Here is a 16503-nt window from a genome sequence, read left to right on the forward strand (position 1 = left end):
ATTTATGCGGGAATTGCAACGAAATCAAACGCCGTCGGAATCCGAAATCTCGCAGAATGAATGTTCGTTAAGGTCGCTCAGGGGTTTGCATAGGCAGCCTCGCGGCGGAGTGTTGGTGAAGCGGTGTACGGCGAGTTTGACGTTGGGGCTGTTTCTTCACTCGGTGACCTGTCCAGCGGTTCATCGCTATGTGCGGGAACCAATGGCAAGCGAAACAGTCTGGCGGGGTGGGGTTACTGTCCGACCTCCAGTGTCTTCAGAAGTTGTCCATTGGTGCTGTTCCACAAATAAACCTTGCCATCGGCTGTGCCTGCCGCAATGGTTTTGCCATCAGGCGTGATGTCCACGCAGTGCTGCCATGCCGTGGTGCCACTAAAGTTGCGAATGTTTCCGCCGTTGGACGTGCGCTGCATTCGAACTCGACGATCGCCACAGCTGGACACGACGTCGCTGCCCTCGCCGACAAAGCGAATTGCGGTGACTTGTTTTTCAAAGTTCTGAATCGTCCTCGACTGATCACCTGTGTCGGGGTTCCAGACCTTGATCGTGTTGTCCGCTGACGCCGATGCCAGCAGGCTGCCGTCATTTTTCCATGCCAGGTCCAGGACATAGTTGGTGTGTCCTTCCAATCGTCGCAGTGGTTGGCTGCTGATCACATCGAAGGTGCGGATGTATTTGTCCGCCGATGCGGAGGCAATGCGTTTGCCATCGGGTGAGAATTTTGCCGCGTAAATCACATCGTCGTGGGCTTGCGGTAGAAACAGTGTTCGCTGTCCATCGTCTAGATGAAAGACCAACAGTTCCCCCGATCGTGATGGCGTCCCCCCGGCGACCAGCAAGTGCTGTGCGGTGGCATCAAAGTCCAGCGAAGTCACGCGATGTGAAATCAATTCAGGTTGATCGGCAGCGCCAATCGTTTGTTGAAGTTTCCAGCCTGGATTGAGATCCCAGAGTCGAAGCGACTGATCAGCCCCAGTCGAAGCTAGAGTATTCGCATCAAGAAACGTGACGCAGCGATTCGGTCCTTGATGTCCCGCAAACGCCGCGACTGCTGTCCCGGTTGTTCCATCCCAGGTGTGCACGTTACTAAACTGGCCGCCGGTGGCCAGCAGTGAACCATCGTCGGAAAACGCCACCGCGTTCAGGGGTTGCTCGGAATCCTTCGCTGCTTGATTGGCCTGCGTGACTTGTTCTTTGGCGGCGACCAACGCTGTTTCCATTTCCTGTACTGCGGTTTTTGCCACAGGCACCTTGGCTTCGGCTTCGCGTTTATCGCGGGCAGCGATGGCTTGCTTTTGAGCGGCCAAATTGCGAGCGGTCTCCGCACTCTGTTTGGCGGTCAATGCATCGGTGTATGGCTTTTGGGTGACAGACACCTTCTGGGTCATTTCGTTTGCTTTTTGGATCGCTGCCTGAGCCATTTGAATCGGTGCCTTCATTTCTTGTTGCAGGCGGCTGGATTCAGTTTGGGCCGTTTTGACGGCGGCCAGACTGTTTTGTGACGCCTGTTTCAACGCGTCATTTCCAGGGGTTGCGTTGGCGGCAGCGACTAATTGAGTGGAGCGTGCTTGGGCTGTTTTCAGAGCATCGGCAGCCGATTGAGCGTCCGCTTCGGCACGCAGTTTTTCTAGCAACGCTGCCCTTGCCTGTTTGGAGGCCTCGATCGCAAGCTTTTCCGCCGCAACTTTCTCAGTGGTCGCTTTGTCCAGTGCAGCGGTTTTCTCCTGCAAATCTTTGTCCGCAGTGGCGAGTTCCTCGTCAGCTTTCTTGGCGGCTTCAACTCGAGTCGGAAGTTGCTTTTCCGCGTCTTCAAGTTGCTTCTTGGCTGAAGTGACTCGGGCTTGTGCGGTTTTCTCTTGCTGCACGGCGCGCGATGCTGATAACTGCAAACGCAGATCGCCCTTCAGGTCGGCGATTCGTTGGCCATTGATGTTCCACAGTCTTGCCAGGTTGTTCTCGCCTGCGGTTGCAACTCTTGAGCCGTCGGGACTAGCGGCAACGGCCGTCACCGGGCCACCGTGGCTGAACTGGGTGACCTGCCGTGCGCTGTTTAAATCCCAGCGTTTGGCCGTTGAATCACGACTGCCTGAAATCACTTGTAGGGGGGCATTCGGAATCGCGGCCAAGGAGGTGATCTGATCGTTGTGTCCAGTGATCACTTTCAGTCCGTTGGTCGACCAAAGCTGGATCGAGGTGGCGTCCAGTGATCCAATGCGCCCCTGCTGGTCGGTCATCAATGCGGCAATGCTGTTTTTGTGTTGGGTGTATTGCTGGAGCAGTTTGCCTTGAGCGGTCTCATGGATCAGGCAGATCGGCGATTCGGCCTGCACCGCAACGATCACTTGGCTGCCATCGGGTGAAAGTGTGACGCTGGTGGCTGGTCCCCGCAGTTGGTTGACTTGGCTGATTCCGAATCCACTGCCGTTGCTTTGCCACAGTCGCACGCTGTTGTTCTGGCCAGCGGTGGCGATGACTTTGCCATCGTTTGAAATGGCAATGTCGTTGATCCTCGCACCATGGCTGGTTGCGAATCGCTGTTGAGCATTGTCGGGATTGAATCCTCGAAAAACACCGTCTGCGTAGCCCGCCAGCAAGGTGGTTCCGTCGGGGGAGAAACGCAGCGAGGTGACTGCTTGCTTGTTTCCGGCAACACTTTGCTGGAAGTGCTTGGGTTTGGGATCGCCTTCTTGTGTGGGCTGTGGATCCGATTGCAGGTTCCAAAAAATGAGTTGTCCGTCACTGTGACCGCTGGCCAGTCGTTTGCCGTCGGCCGTGATGGCTAACCGCGTGATCGCTGGCAGCTCGCTTTCATCGGCTTGGATCAACCATTGATCGATCTGCTTTTGTTCGCCAACACTCCACAGAGTCAAAAAATTGTCGCTGGACGCTGTGGCAAGCGTTGTTGCGCCGGCGGCCGCGATGGCAGTGATGGAGGCTTGATCTGGCGACCACTGTTTGACGACGCCTTTGGGGTCAACGGAAATCGTCGTCGCTTTTTGGTTCTCGCCCAGCAAGACAATCAGCTGTCCATTGGCGCGAAAGATCGCTTGTTGCAATGCAGGACTGACAAGCGGGTGGATCTCTGGAGCAAACGCGGGGAACTGCCAGGTGCGAATCAGTTTGTCACTGCCACCGGAAACCAAGAGTCTTTCATCACGATTGGGATCATTGTTGGCATTGACCCATTCGACTGCGTTGACCGCAGCAGGGGTTTCAATGAGACCGCTGAGCGAACCATCGTCTGGATTCCAGATGCGGATGGTTTGATCAAGCGACCCAGAGATCAGTTGTTTGCCGCCGGCTGAAAAACGCAGTGAGCTGACTGGAGCGGTATGCCCGCTAAGCGTTTGCAGTGGCTGGCCGGTTTGGCTATCCCAAACAACAATCGTATGATCTTTGCCACTGGTCGCAATGCGGTGATTGGTTTGGTCAACGGTCATCGCCTGGACGTCAGCAGCGGTGTTGATCTGCTGTCGCACAACATCGCGTGGACGACGCCAGAGTTTGACTTCTCTGAAACTGCCCGATGCCAGCAGATCGCCCGCGGAACTGATCGCCAGTGATTGCACCAAGTCTCGGTGCGCGACATTGCCCATGGTGTCGCTGGACAACGCAGGGTCAGACAATTGAGTGACCAGCTGGCCGGTGGGGACATGGTACAGGTACAGTTGATTGGCTCGGCCACAGATCACGTATTGGCCGTCTGGTGAGAGAGTCACCGCATTGACGGGGCCAATTGATTTCGCCAGCGGACGCCATTGCTTGGGGGATAAGCTGGCGATGCCACCGGACCCACGGGCTCCCTGATCGATCCAAAGTTTTAGCAGGCCAAGTTCCTGTGAGGTCAAGTTGCTGGCCGCGACATCATTGTCTTCTGGCGGCATGATGGGATCCGATTGATGCGAGCAAACCTTCAGCAGCAAGCTCTCTGACCCTTTTCCGGCAATGGCTGCCGGTCCAGAGTCACCGCCCTTTAGGATGCCCGCCGCTGATTCCAGCACGAGGTCGCCCTGCTTTTCTGTCAAGCTATGACAGGCCAAACAATTCTTTTGCATGATCGGCAAAATGTCTTTTTCGAACATCACTGGTTGATCACGCTGGACACTCGCCACCGGAATTTCGGCGGTGATGTTGGTGATCCAGGCGATCAAGCAGGACAGAATGAGCAGTGACCGTTTCAAGGCTGAACCGTAAGCAAGTGGAAGGGTTAGCATCCTTTGCAAGTGGAAGTGACAAGCGAATCACTTGTCGAACACACCGTCGCCTCATGCCACGGTGTTCCATTGATTATTTCTTTTCGACTTCGATAACCGTCAGTTTGAAGGGGTGTTCCAAAGTCAAGTTTTGACCATTGAAGTTCATTTGCAATCGAAACGTCATCTCATGCTCACCCGGCGTCGCCGTTGCGTTGGCGGTGACGTTTACGACGGCGGCTTTCTTCGCTTTGTCCAAGTTGACCGTTGGAATGGACAGGCCGCCCACGCCGCCAGGCAGCCGTGGTTGAATGCTGACGTTACTGTCGAATCCATACAACCGCTCGATGGCGAATGTGACTTCAGCGTTCTCGCCCTGTTTGACCGTCAACGCATTGGGCAGCGTTGGCTCGATGGGGTAAGACGCCACTTTGATTGTGATCGGTGTTGAGGCCGTGGAGAAGTTCGTGCTGCGTTTGTTGGACCGTTGCTTGGCCTGCTGAGCGGCCTGATCGGCACGCTGTTTCTCTTGTTGTGCCAAGCGTTCGGTCTGCTGGGCGTCTGCGTAGGCCTTGTCCGCGTTGGTCTTGGCTTCCTGTTCGGATTTCTGCTGGGCGCTGATCGCAGTCGCTTTATCCGTCGCCGTCTTCATGGTCGTTTGACTGTTGTTGACCTTTTCCGTTGCCGCAGTGACCGCCTTGGCTGCCTCGGCAACGGCTTGGTTCATCGCGGCGTCATCTGGCTTGGCGGCCAGTTGTTTGGTCGCGTCTTGCTGCCGCTTGGTTGCGTCTTGCAATTCCTTTTGAGCTGCTGTGACGGCATTGCCAGCATTCGTCTCTGCGGTTTGGGCAGTTTTCAGGTCTGTCCCGGTTTGTGTTAGCTTGCGTGCTGCGTCTTGAGCAGATTTTTGCGTTTCCAGAGTTTTCTTTTTGGCGTCAGCAAGGATCGTGGCGAACCGCTCTTGCCTTGCGACTGCTGCCTCGGTTGCTTCGGGGTTGCGGCTGTATTGGAAACCTTGAGCAGAGCACGCTAAGTAAAACGTGTAGGTCCCGGGGACCGTGGTGGCTTGCAGTTTGAGTTCAAACTCGCCCTTTTCGTTGGCCGCCATCGCCACTTGGTTCAAATTGACATTCGGTGGCAGACCCAGCGGATAGCCAGTCAGGTTGCCGCCAACACCTTCGGCACGTTTGACCTGATAGGGGATCTTGATCACGCCACCGCGAGCGGTTTCGATCGTCTTGCCATCACCGGTGGTGCAGGACACCAGCGACTGTTCGCTATTGGAAACGGTCAGCATCAGCGCTGGAGTGAGACGCGCCGGAATGCTAGAGACGTTGGCATTGGGTTGTTGAAAGCGGTAGGTTTCCAGCACGCGTCCATAACGTGCCAGTCGTTTGAGGCTTTGCCCGTTGACGGTGGAGGTGCCTTGGACAGCAAGTGTGGACGTTGCCCCGGGAGCATCCGCCGCAGCAGTCAGCACCAACACGCCATAATCATTGCCCGGGCCGATGATGATCGGGTCGGTTGTGACTCCAGCTGGTAAGCCGCTGGCTGTGACGGTGATTTCACCGTCAAAACCATCCCGACGATAGGCTGTGATTCGCAGCGCCGTCCGGCCGCCTTTGCGGATCAGAATCGAACCAGGATGATCGATCGGTGATGCCGCAAGACGAAAGTCAGGCTGTGGCTGGCGAATGCAAAGACGGTAGACCAAGCGGGGATCGCTCTGCACGCTGCTGTACGAGTCACGCACCATCAATCGATACGTTCCGTCTGTGGGGGCTGTAAACAAATACGTTGGATCGTTGTGCCGATGGTCAAAACCCTTGTCTCGAATGCGGGTGGTTAGCTCGTCATGCCAAACGATCTGTTGCAGCTTCTCTTCGCCCTCGTCGGTGAGGGTGACGCGTTGGATCAGTAGCGAAGGATCGGTCGGCTGGCCCAACCGATGCGACAATAAATCAATGGCTAGTTTTTGTCCCGCGGTGGCTTCAAAAGTGAACCAGTCTATGTCTCGTTTGGGATAAAACTGGCCATGGATTTCGCACGGAAAGTCAATGGATTGTGCTTGTTGGGGGGAATCGTTTTCAGCCTGTTCCAGGACGCGTTTGGCACCGGCGACGGTCATCAGAAAGGCGTTTGATTTTCCAGCGGGAGAATCAATGCGGAATGTAAACCCATCCAAACCCGCTTGATGCGGGTCCAAGCGAGCGTCGAAATCAAGTTGATCAGCGACTTGCTTGGGGATCGGAATGTTGGTTTCAAACTGTTGCAATGGCGTTCCATCGATTGTGAAGCGACTGGCTTTTCCACCGGGCAGATTGCGACCGTAGACCGTGTATTTGTCATTCGAGCCAAGCAGCCCAGCAGGCGGAAAGACAAAGTCGATTTGTGGCCTCGTTGACAGCACGAGTCGGTACACATATTCAGCACCGCCGCGATGCAGGGAGTCACGAACCTTGATCAGATAGTTGCCGTTTTGAGGCAGCGTGAGGTTGATCAGCGGATCTCCCTGCACTTGGTTTTGGCTCTGCTGCAAGGTGCGTCCATCGGGCGCTTGCAGGGTGACCATCAGTTCTGATTTAGAATCGATCCGTCTGGCCAAAGCATCGATCGTCAGTTGCTGACCTTGCTTGCCTTCGAATTGAAACAGGTCGTGGTCGGACGTGGTTTTGAGTTGCCCATTGATGATCCCCGGGAAACTCACTTCGGTCGCGGTATCGGGATCTTGGTTGGGTTCGCTTTCTTGATACTCTGTCAGTGAATCAACCTGAAATGCACGTGGGTTAGACAGTCCATACTTGCCACGGCAACGGACCTCGTATTGACCGGAGGGAACATCGCCGTGCACTTTGACTTCGAATTGATTTTCAACGGGCTGGGGTTGGTCCTCAAACGGCCCCGCTTCGGCCAGTTTCTGAGTCGCGGAGATGCCAGGGTGCGAAAACTCCAGCTGATTGACTGCATCAAGGTCAACACCGGAGATTTCCAGCGTCAGGCTCTGGCCTGCTTGAGCCCCAGCAGGATAGATGGAACCCAAGTGCGTCTCAGGAAGCTGTGCAGTGGCGACTGACACAGCAATGATGACATGCAGGACAGCCAACGCGAAGGGGGAACGCTTGATCATGACACTTGATACGGGCACTGGATGAGGGAGCAGAAAAGGACGGAAGCAACGGTCAGCGAATGAATTGGAACTCCTTCGCGTTGAGCATCGCCCAGATCACATCTTCCCAGGCTTGCTTGGAGTCCTTGGCATCGCTGACATGGGACAGCACAAACTCACGTTCGGAGACCGTCGGCTTGCGTGAAAATGCCCACAGGTAAAGCTCGGTGATTTTGGCTTGATTTTCGGTGTCGCTATCCTTGGCAAAATTCGCTGCACGACCGGTGCCGCTTTGTAGACGGTTCTGCACGTCACTGGAATTGAGCAAGTGCAGCGACTGAGCCAAGTTGGCCTCCGGGCTGCGTTCACATTCACAAGCACTCTCCGCTTCAGGCTTGCCAAAGACTTGCAGAAAGTAGTTGTCAAAGCCATTGTCTGGCAATTGGATCGCCAGTGTCCCCCGTGGCACACCGTTAAAACTGGCTGGGACATCGGCGACATGATTGATGCTGTCATACAGCACTTCAGCTGGCAGTCGACGAGGATAGAATCGCGAAAAGTTCTGCGCGTCGGCTTTGTTTGATTCGGTCGGTTCACTGCTCAACTGGTAAACGCTTGATTTACAGATCGTGCGAACCAAGTCCTTCATGTCGAAGCCCTTGTCGATGAAGTGCTTCTCCAGTGCTGCGATCAATTCTGGATTGCTGGGCGGATTGGTGACCCGCAAGTCATCTTCAGGGTCCACGATGCCGCGGCCAAAGAAGTGTTTCCAGTAACGGTTCACCAGCGCTCGGCTAAAGAACGGATTCTCGGGGGCGGCCATCCAGTCGACCAAGTGATGTCGGGCATCATCCCATTCTGCAATGTCGAGCGGCTGACCGCCCAAACCAGTCGGTTTGACAGTCAACTTGGTGCGTGGGTTTCTGGCTTGGGCCAACTTGCCATTGAGAGACACCGAGTCCGGACGATTGGTCTCCGGGTTGTAGTTGCTGACCTTCATCGAGACTTGGGTGAAGAAGGCTTCAAAGCCGTAGTAGTCTTGTTGGCTCCAGCGTTCAAAGGGATGGTGGTGGCACTTGGCGCATCCCAAACGCATTCCCAAAAACAGCTGCGCGGTGTCTTCCATTTGCACCGACGAGGTTCGCAGCTCTCGATACCAGGCAACCGGTGGATGAGTTTCGGCGGTCCCACTGGCGGTCAGAATCGAGCGGACGAATTCGTCGTAAGGAGTGTTCTTGTCCAGTTGGTTGCGAATCCAATCATGGAATCGATAGGTGTAGCGAATGTCGTTGGTGTTGCGTCGCTTGTTGCGCAAAACCGAAGCCCACTTGTTGGCAAAGTAGTCCGCATAGCCAGGGCTGTCGACCAGGCGGTCAATCAAGCGATCGCGTTTATCGGCACTCGGATCGTCGATGAACTGGCGAGCCTGGTCAGCCGTTGGCAGCCGACCGGTGATGTCGATCGTTGCTCGGCGGATGAAGGTGGCGTCGTCGCAAAGACCGGAGGCTGGAATGCCCAGTTGCTTAAGCCGCGCGAACACCATGCCATCGATGAACGTTTGTTCCGGTGGCAGGGTTTCGACAGGCAAGCCTTGCGGAATGATTGCGCGGAAGACCGCCACTTGACCTTGGAAACGAACCATGACGGCGGTTTCACCGGGCGTGTCCGAAATGGTGACGCGGCCACTGGGGTCCGGGTGTGCCATGTCGGGTTGATTCGCTTCGTAGGCAGCCAGTCGCGTCACGTCCCGCAAAGATCCATCGCTATAGTGAGCCACAACAGACAGTTGCTGTTGCCCACCGGTGTTCATTTCTCGAACCGGCGGCACAACTTCAATGCGTTGGATCGTGGGGTCCTCTTCGGAGCTGTTGGGGGATCCCTGCGCAATCCAGTTGGAAATCAGTTCCCACTCGTAAGAACCGGGCTCCATCAATTTGCCGCCGCCATGGGGAACCTGGTTGGCCGGTTTCTGTAGCAGCAAACTGAACTCGGGATCTGCTGGGAAAATTCGCCGTCCCTGTTGTTCGTGTACTAAGTACTCGTAATCGTCTTCGGGGTAAAAACCCAACAAGGAAAGCTTGAAGCCATTTTGGCCATCCGACTTGCCGTGACAGCCGCCAGCATTGCAGCCCAGTCGGGTGAAGATCGGCACGACCTCGTCGACGAAGTTGACGGGCAGTTCCTGTTGGCATTGCGCGATTGTCAGTTCAATCGTTGCCGTCTTGCCATTGTTGCTCTTGGCAGTGATGCTGACGTTCCCATCACTTAGTGGAGTGACAAGGCCGTCTGCATCGACCTTGGCAATCTTGGGATCGCTCATGCTGTAGGTCACATCATGCGTGGCATCGTGTTGCTGGCCACTGCGATAGGAGCCAGTGACAATTAACTGCTTGCGCGCGTTTCGTCCACGAATGACAGTGGGTCCGGTGGATTGAAACGACAAGCCTTGCAAGTCACCGGCGGGGCCCAGGCCCGGAAAGTCCGCAGCAGGGGACGCGGTGTGCCAGCAACAGCTCGACAGGAAGGCAGTGATGCATACCAAAACGGTGAAACGCGCTCGAACCGCAGTCAGCTTTTGCAGCATCGGCGACTGTGTTTCTGGCAGGCGTTGTTGAGTGCCCCGATTCATCATGATCCCCATGATTTGGATTTGTCATCATCAGAAGCCCGTTGGCTTCTGCGTCATCTCGCCATTGTAGGTGAGTGCGACATCACGATGTTGGCGAAAATCGTGATGCACTGTTTTGGTGGCGCTGTCCTGGCTGGTTCTCTGAGGTCTTGTTCTGCGCGCTGTTTCGGTCAGTCACATTGTCGTGAATTGCCTAGGTTGCCTGAGTGTTCAGATTCGGGCGTGTCACAGGATTTGAACGCGGATTACTTTGCCTGTTCAGGAAGTTTGAACCAGCGAGCGGTCGCGTCACCGTTTGACAGCAGGACAGCAGATCCGTCTTGGGAAAATTTGGCGTCATTGCCGATTTTGCCAACTTGTTGTTCTAAGATCAGAGATCCGTCGCTGGTCTTCCAGAGTTTTAGCTGGCCGGCATAGCCGTAAGACAACAGTCTGTTGCCTGTGGCGTCAAAGGTCAGACTGTGAATGTAGTCGCTGTGGCCGGTTAGCTTTTCTGCTGGGCTTCCGGTCAATAAGTCATAGCGGTGGATGGCTCGGTCAGCGCCCGCTGCAGCTAAGGACTGTCCGTTGGGGTGCACTGCAACGCTGTACATCGCTTCGTTCAATGAGGCCAGTTGTTTCAGTTGGCGTCCTCCGGTGACATCCCATAAACGCAATGTTTTGTCTTCGCCCGAGGAAACCAGCAGCGAGTCATCAGGGCTTAGAGCTAACGCCAACACTCCGCCAGTGTGACCGCGCAGTTGAAAACGCTGCTGCCCGGTCTGTGGGTCCCAGATGCGAATCGACTGATCTGCGCTGCTAGAGACCAGCGTGTTGCCATCCTGAGTGAAGGCTAACGAATAAACCGAGCCGCTATGATTGAGCTGGCGTAGCTGGATGGGCGAAGCATAGGCCCACAGCGCGAGTTGTCCATCGGCTTGTGCCGCCCAAACACCGCGGCTGTCGGCTGTGAATTTCAGCGAAGTGATGGGCGCGGAGGACTGTGTTTGTTGATGCAGGAAAAGTTCCTGTCCCGGTTCGACCGACTGTCCGGGCGCGGCGGGGCCATAAAAACGAAGTCGATGTTGTTGATCGACGACGGCCAAGAGCTTGTGATCCGGCGAATAAGCTAGGCAGGTGATTGGAGACTGTGAATCGGGGACGCCGGGTATCGTTTGCATCAACTGCCCACTGCCGGGGTTGTAGATCGCGACTGATCCATTCACGGTGCCAATGGCCAAACGTTGGTTGTCATGCCTGGCGGCAATGCCGGTGGTTTGGGCTGGCAAGGGATCGAGCTGACGGATCGCTTTGCCAGTGTTGATGTCCGTGATGGTGACGCCGCGATCACTGCCGAAGGTGGCCACTTGAGCGCCACTGTTGAGTGTCGTCATGCCATCGATCGCTGTGTCGCTCACTTGGATGCTGCGAATGATCGCAGCTTTGTCAATGGACAGTCTGCCGTCGTTGGTGCCCGTGATCAAGCGTTTGCCGTCGCTCAGCCAGCGTGTTTGAACCGCGGCGGTGTCTGCAGTGCCGAAGGTTTGCAGCAAAGCGCCGGTCGCCAGTTCCCAGACTCTGACCACGCCATCGCTCGATGCAGTGGCCGCACGCTGTCCGTCACTGCGAATCGACACGCTGTTGATCGCCCCAGGATGCTCTATGGAATGCAGTCGGTGACCGTCAGCGATCTGCCAGAGATTCAGCACGCCGTCTGCGCCTACACTGGCCAGCAGTTGGTTGTTCGCAGTCACGGCCAGTTCAGCGACCGCATCGCTATGTCCCTTGAAGGTGTTGACCAGTGAGCGATCACTGGTTTTCCACTGCAGGATGTTGCCATCGCTGGTGCCAGCAAATAGTTGGCTGCCGTCGTTTGAATAGCACAGCGTGACCGCTTTGCTGCCCGCTTGTGGCCAAGTCTGTTCCGGTTCGGGTGTCGCGTTTTCGTTGGGCGAAACAATGGAGCTAAGTAACCACTGCGTCACCGTTGCGTCAGAACCGACGCAGGCGATGCGTTGGTTGTCGGGATGAAACACCAAGTCAACGACGGGGCCTTTGCCAATCGAAAAACTTGCGATCTTCTTTCCATCGCCAAAGTCGATCAAGTCCACTGTCCCTGAGTGGTTGCCAACGGCGAACATTCCGCGACTTGGCTGCAGAGCGGCGGCGGTGATGCCGGCTGGAAGTTTGGGAAACTCCTTGGTGACCGTGCCGCTGACTAGATCAAACTGGCGAAGCCAGCCATCGGCACTGGCAACCAAACCGATGTTCTGATTCACAGGGACGCAGATTTGGGCGATCGGTGATTTTGTGCTCGGCAAGTTTTGTGTTTCGGTAACAGGCAACTGCCAGGTGCGAATGCTGCCATCCTTGCCGGTGGAGATTAACTGCTGATTGTTGGGCGAAAAACTGATTCCAGTGACTCCGCCAACATGTTGACCCAGGCTCCCTTGGCGTGAGGTCAAAAACGGACTCCAAAGCATGATCTGGCCGGTGGAGTCGGCTGTGGCAAACAGAACACCATCGTTTCGCCAGGCAGTGTGCGTGACGGATCCCGCGTGGCCGCGACGTGTGGTGGGCTCGGTCGGATTCTTCAAGGTGGCCAGCGTGGCTGGATCGGCCGAGGCGATTTGGCTGATCTCGATCAATCGTACATTGCCATCGGCATCCGCTGAGATCAGGTTCCGATTGTCGCTGCTAATGGACAGCGCCAGGGCAGCTGATGTGTGGGCGGGGATCTTGATGATCGGGCTGGACTGAGGGACATCCCACAAGCGAATGGTGTTGTCTTGCGCTCCGGTCGCCAGCAACCGGCCATTCTTGCTCAGCGCCAAGCAGAAAATCGGTCCGGTGTGCCCGTCGTATTGACGCAATTGCCTGCCAGTGGCCAAGTCCCACAGTCGAGCGGTTTGGTCCGTGCTGGTTGTGATCGCTTGGTCGCCTTTGGGGGACAGAGCTCCCATGGTCACCGACGAATAGTGACCTTGCAAAGTCAGTGGCTGCTGGATGGTTCCCGCTTGATTGGCGACCGGTGTTTGCGCATCGCTGGCAGGTTGCCACAGCAGGATTGGCAAGAATAGAAAAAATCCCAGGACAACGCGACGAAGCGCTGTTGGGAAGTTGTCCCGACAGAAGTCCCTAACGAAAGAATGTGCAGTCAAATGCATCGGCTCGCCGATCGGTCAGCTAAAGCGTTGCAGCGATGAGCTGATGGCCCGATCAGTTGCGTGGGTTTAGCCGGATGGATTTCGTTTTGGCAAAGGTCAAGGTCGCGGCAACTGAGGAGTCGCTGGTGCCGGAGGCCTGGACGTTGGAATAGGTGGGGCTTTGCCGGGTTCAAGCAAGCTCGAACGCCAGGAAAGCATGTCGATGCGGTGGCATCTTTAGGTGGGTCAGCAGCGAGTGTGCTGCCGAGTGAGTGGAGTGGATTCTAACCGAATCGGGATCCCCTGGTTGGTTTCTTGCGGAAAACCACCTGCGTGAGGAACGCTTCGTACACCGAATTGGGCTCAAAAAAATGGTCGCCAATCGGAATTCGAGGCTGGAAAACATTTTCCTACGCCTCGGTTTTCCTATTTAAGGGTGGTTAGACGCCCCACTATCTTGGAATGCAGAGGGGTGATCATTGGCGAGAGTGGACCGATTGGATATGATCCGCAGTCGATCTACTTACGCACCAATTTTTGTGCCTTGAACCTATGAAAACCGACGAACTACGCGAAAAGTATTTGGAATTCTTTGTCAGCAAGGGCTGCACGCAGATAGCCAGCGACGTGTTGGTGCCGACTTGGGATCCCTCGGTCTTGTTCACCCCTGCTGGAATGAACCAGTTCAAGGACCACTTCTTGGGCAAAGTGAAGCTGGACTTCACCCGCGCGACGACGTGCCAGAAGTGTTTGCGTACCGGTGACATTGACAATGTGGGGCGCACGGCGTTCCACCACACGTTCTTTGAAATGCTGGGCAATTTCTCTTTTGGTGACTACTTCAAGAAAGATGCGATCGCTTGGGCCTGGGAGTTTTTGACGGAAAAGAAGTGGCTGGGAATTCCCGGTGAGCGTCTTTCGGTCACGGTCTACAAAGACGATGACGAAGCTTACAACTTCTGGCGCGACATGATTGGGCTTCCCGATGCCCGAATTGTTCGTATGGACGAAGATGAAAACTTCTGGCCAGCCTCGGCACCCAGCGAAGGTCCCGATGGTGTCTGTGGCCCCTGTAGCGAAATCTATTATCACCTTGAAGACGGCAGTGATGTCGAGATCTGGAATCTGGTCTTCACTCAGTACAATCGTCTCGGTGATCCACCGGATAACTTGAAACCCTTGCCCAGCCAAAACATCGACACGGGCATGGGCTTGGAACGAATCGCCAGCGTGTTGCAGGGCGTGACGACCAATTACCACATCGACACGCTGCGTCCCATAGTTGATGCTGCCGCCGAAGTGGTCGGAGTGCACTACCAGCCCGATACCGATAACGGTCGACGACTGCGTCGCATCACCGATCACGCGCGAGCCTGCACCTTTGCGATTCACGAAAACGTCTATCCCGGTCGTGACAAAGCCAAGTACGTTGTGCGCCGTTTGATTCGCCGAGCGGTACTCGATGGCTATCAGATGAATCTGCGCGATCCGTTTCTGTATCAGCTGGTCGGCGCTGTGGCCGAACAAAGTCAGGCTGCTTATCCAGAGCTTGGCGAAACCATGCAGCGGGTCGCTGAAGTCATTGAATCAGAGGAAAAAGCTTTCTTCGGAACCATCGATGGCGGCATGAAACGGATCGGGCAATTGTTCGAGCAAATGCAAGATGGATCCGCCGTGATGGTTCCCGGATCCGATGCCGCGGAACTGAACACAACTTATGGTGTGCCGCCTGAATTGCTGCAAACCTTGGCCGCCGAAAAGAACTTTACCTTTGATTGGCCTGGGTATCGTGATGCGATGCACCAGCACGCCATCGCCAGCGGTGCTGGACAGGTGGAATTGTTCCAAACCGGTCCTCTGGAAACGTTGAAAGAAGCGCTTCGTGAGACGCCATTCGTTGGTTATGACTCCATCGAAGCCAACACCACCGTCAAAGGCATCATCACCGGAGATGGGCACCAAAAGGACGATGAAGGCCAGTTGCTTAGCAAGCTGGAGCGGGCGGGCGATGGATTAAACCGATTGGTTCTGGCCCAGTCTCCGTTCTACGGTGAATCTGGTGGGCAAATTGGTGACACTGGGAAGATCGTCGGCGATGGATTCGAATTTGAAGTGATCGACACTCAGAAGCACGGCGGATTGATTGTTCACCTTGGCAAACTGATCAGCGGAAAAGTCACCGAAGGCGGCCAGTGCCACGCTGTGGTGGATGCGACGCGGCGGCAGTCCTTGGCGCGTGCTCACAGCGCGACCCATATTCTGCATCATGCATTGCACACCCACGTTGGCGATCACGCTCAGCAACAAGGCAGTAAGGTCGAAGAAGATCGATTGCGATTTGACTTTACCAACCAAAAGCCAATCGATGATTCGGTCTTGCAGAAGATCGAAGCCGACGTGGTGCAGTTCATCGGTGCCGGTGACGCCGTGGGCTGGGAAACATTGCCGCTGACTGAGGCACGCCAGCAAGGGGCGATGATGTTGTTCGGCGAAAAGTATCCCGACCCCGTCCGAATGGTTTCCATCGGTGGCTACAGCAAAGAACTGTGCGCTGGAACCCACGTTGATAACACCAAAGACATCGATGCCTTTGAATTGTTGGCTGAAGAAAGCGTCAGCGCGGGCACTCGCCGGATCATTGCGTTGACCGGATCGCGTGCTCAGCAGCAACGTCAAATCACCGAGGCCTTGTTGGAGCAGATCGCCCAGCGCTTGGGCACCAGCGGTGACAAGGCTGCCGGGGCTCTTGAGCAATTGGCTGGCGATGTGCGTCAATTAAAGAAAGAACTCAATAGCGGTAAACCGGGCGACCATTCTGAAACGTTTGCTGTTGCCGGTGACTGTGCCGCCGTTGATGTGTCTCAGTACAGTGGCATGCGTGCCGTGGTCCGTGACATGGCTCGGAAACTGAACGTCGCCCAGGATGACGTGCTGCAGCGAGTCGATGCTCTGCTCGCGGAACGGGCCGCTCTGATTCAGCAGCTCAAACAAGCCACTGCCGGCGGGAAAGTCAGTGCCGATGACTTGATCGGGCAAGGTGAAAAAGTCGGCGATCATCTGCTGGTGGTCGCCGAAGTTCCTGGTGCGAACCCCAATGTGATGCGCAATTGGATTGACCAGATTCGTAAAAAGGCCGACGGCGAAACCGCCGTGTTGCTGGGGACCGTTTCGGGCGACAAAGTCATGCTGGTCGGTGGTCTAAGCCATGGCTTGGTGGACAGCGGCTTGAAAGCGGGACAGTGGGTTGGCGATACCGCCAAGCTCGTTGGCGGCGGCGGCGGCGGACGGCCAGACATGGCACAGGCCGGCGGCAAGGATCCCGCGAAGTTGACCGATGCCTTGGCCACCGCCAAGCAATCCATGGCGGAGCAATTGGCACGCTAGTCGCACCTTCGTAGGCCGCCGTGCTTGCACGCACCAATGCCGTAGGCCGCCGTGCTTGCACGCACC

At 55.8% G+C, this 16503-nt stretch carries 5 protein-coding genes; 1 reads left to right on the forward strand and 4 read right to left on the reverse strand.

Annotated features, from left to right (window positions below; translation table 11 throughout):
* Positions 1-233: 233 nt before the first annotated feature.
* From SV7mr_RS04840 to SV7mr_RS04855, 4 genes are all read right to left on the reverse strand, one after another.
* Positions 234-4214 (reverse strand): c-type cytochrome domain-containing protein, encoded by a 3981-nt coding sequence (locus SV7mr_RS04840; RefSeq protein ID WP_145269731.1) that lies wholly within the window; start codon positions 4212-4214, stop codon positions 234-236.
* Positions 4215-4287: 73 nt separating this feature from the next.
* Positions 4288-7320 (reverse strand): pre-peptidase C-terminal domain-containing protein, encoded by a 3033-nt coding sequence (locus tag SV7mr_RS04845; RefSeq protein WP_145269733.1) that lies wholly within the window; start codon positions 7318-7320, stop codon positions 4288-4290.
* A gap of 52 nt (positions 7321-7372) precedes the next feature.
* The gene (locus SV7mr_RS04850; protein ID WP_419188105.1) at positions 7373-9931 is read right to left on the reverse strand and encodes a DUF1549 domain-containing protein; all 2559 of its coding nucleotides are present in this window, start codon (positions 9929-9931) and stop codon (positions 7373-7375) included.
* Between the two features lie 242 nt (positions 9932-10173).
* The gene (locus tag SV7mr_RS04855; protein ID WP_419188106.1) at positions 10174-12981 is read right to left on the reverse strand and encodes a hypothetical protein; all 2808 of its coding nucleotides are present in this window, start codon (positions 12979-12981) and stop codon (positions 10174-10176) included.
* 624 nt (positions 12982-13605) lie between these two features.
* On the opposite strand from SV7mr_RS04855, the gene alaS reads away from it, so the two are divergent.
* On the forward strand, positions 13606-16437 hold the full coding sequence (alaS, locus tag SV7mr_RS04860) for an alanine--tRNA ligase (RefSeq protein WP_145269737.1): 2832 nt from the start codon (positions 13606-13608) through the stop codon (positions 16435-16437).
* Positions 16438-16503: the final 66 nt, after the last annotated feature.

This window comes from Stieleria bergensis (assembly GCA_007745635.1).
Taxonomy (GTDB): Bacteria; Planctomycetota; Planctomycetia; order Pirellulales; family Pirellulaceae; genus Stieleria; species Stieleria bergensis.

Bases quoted from the DNA above. Each gene is read 5' to 3' on its own strand.
- alaS (WP_145269737.1), top strand. From the start codon at position 13,606: ATGAAAACCGACGAACTACGCGAAAAGTATTTGGAATTCTTTGTCAGC.
- SV7mr_RS04850 (WP_419188105.1), bottom strand. From the start codon at position 9,931: ATGATGAATCGGGGCACTCAACAACGCCTGCCAGAAACACAGTCGCCG.
- SV7mr_RS04840 (WP_145269731.1), bottom strand. From the start codon at position 4,214: ATGCTAACCCTTCCACTTGCTTACGGTTCAGCCTTGAAACGGTCACTG.
- SV7mr_RS04845 (WP_145269733.1), bottom strand. From the start codon at position 7,320: ATGATCAAGCGTTCCCCCTTCGCGTTGGCTGTCCTGCATGTCATCATT.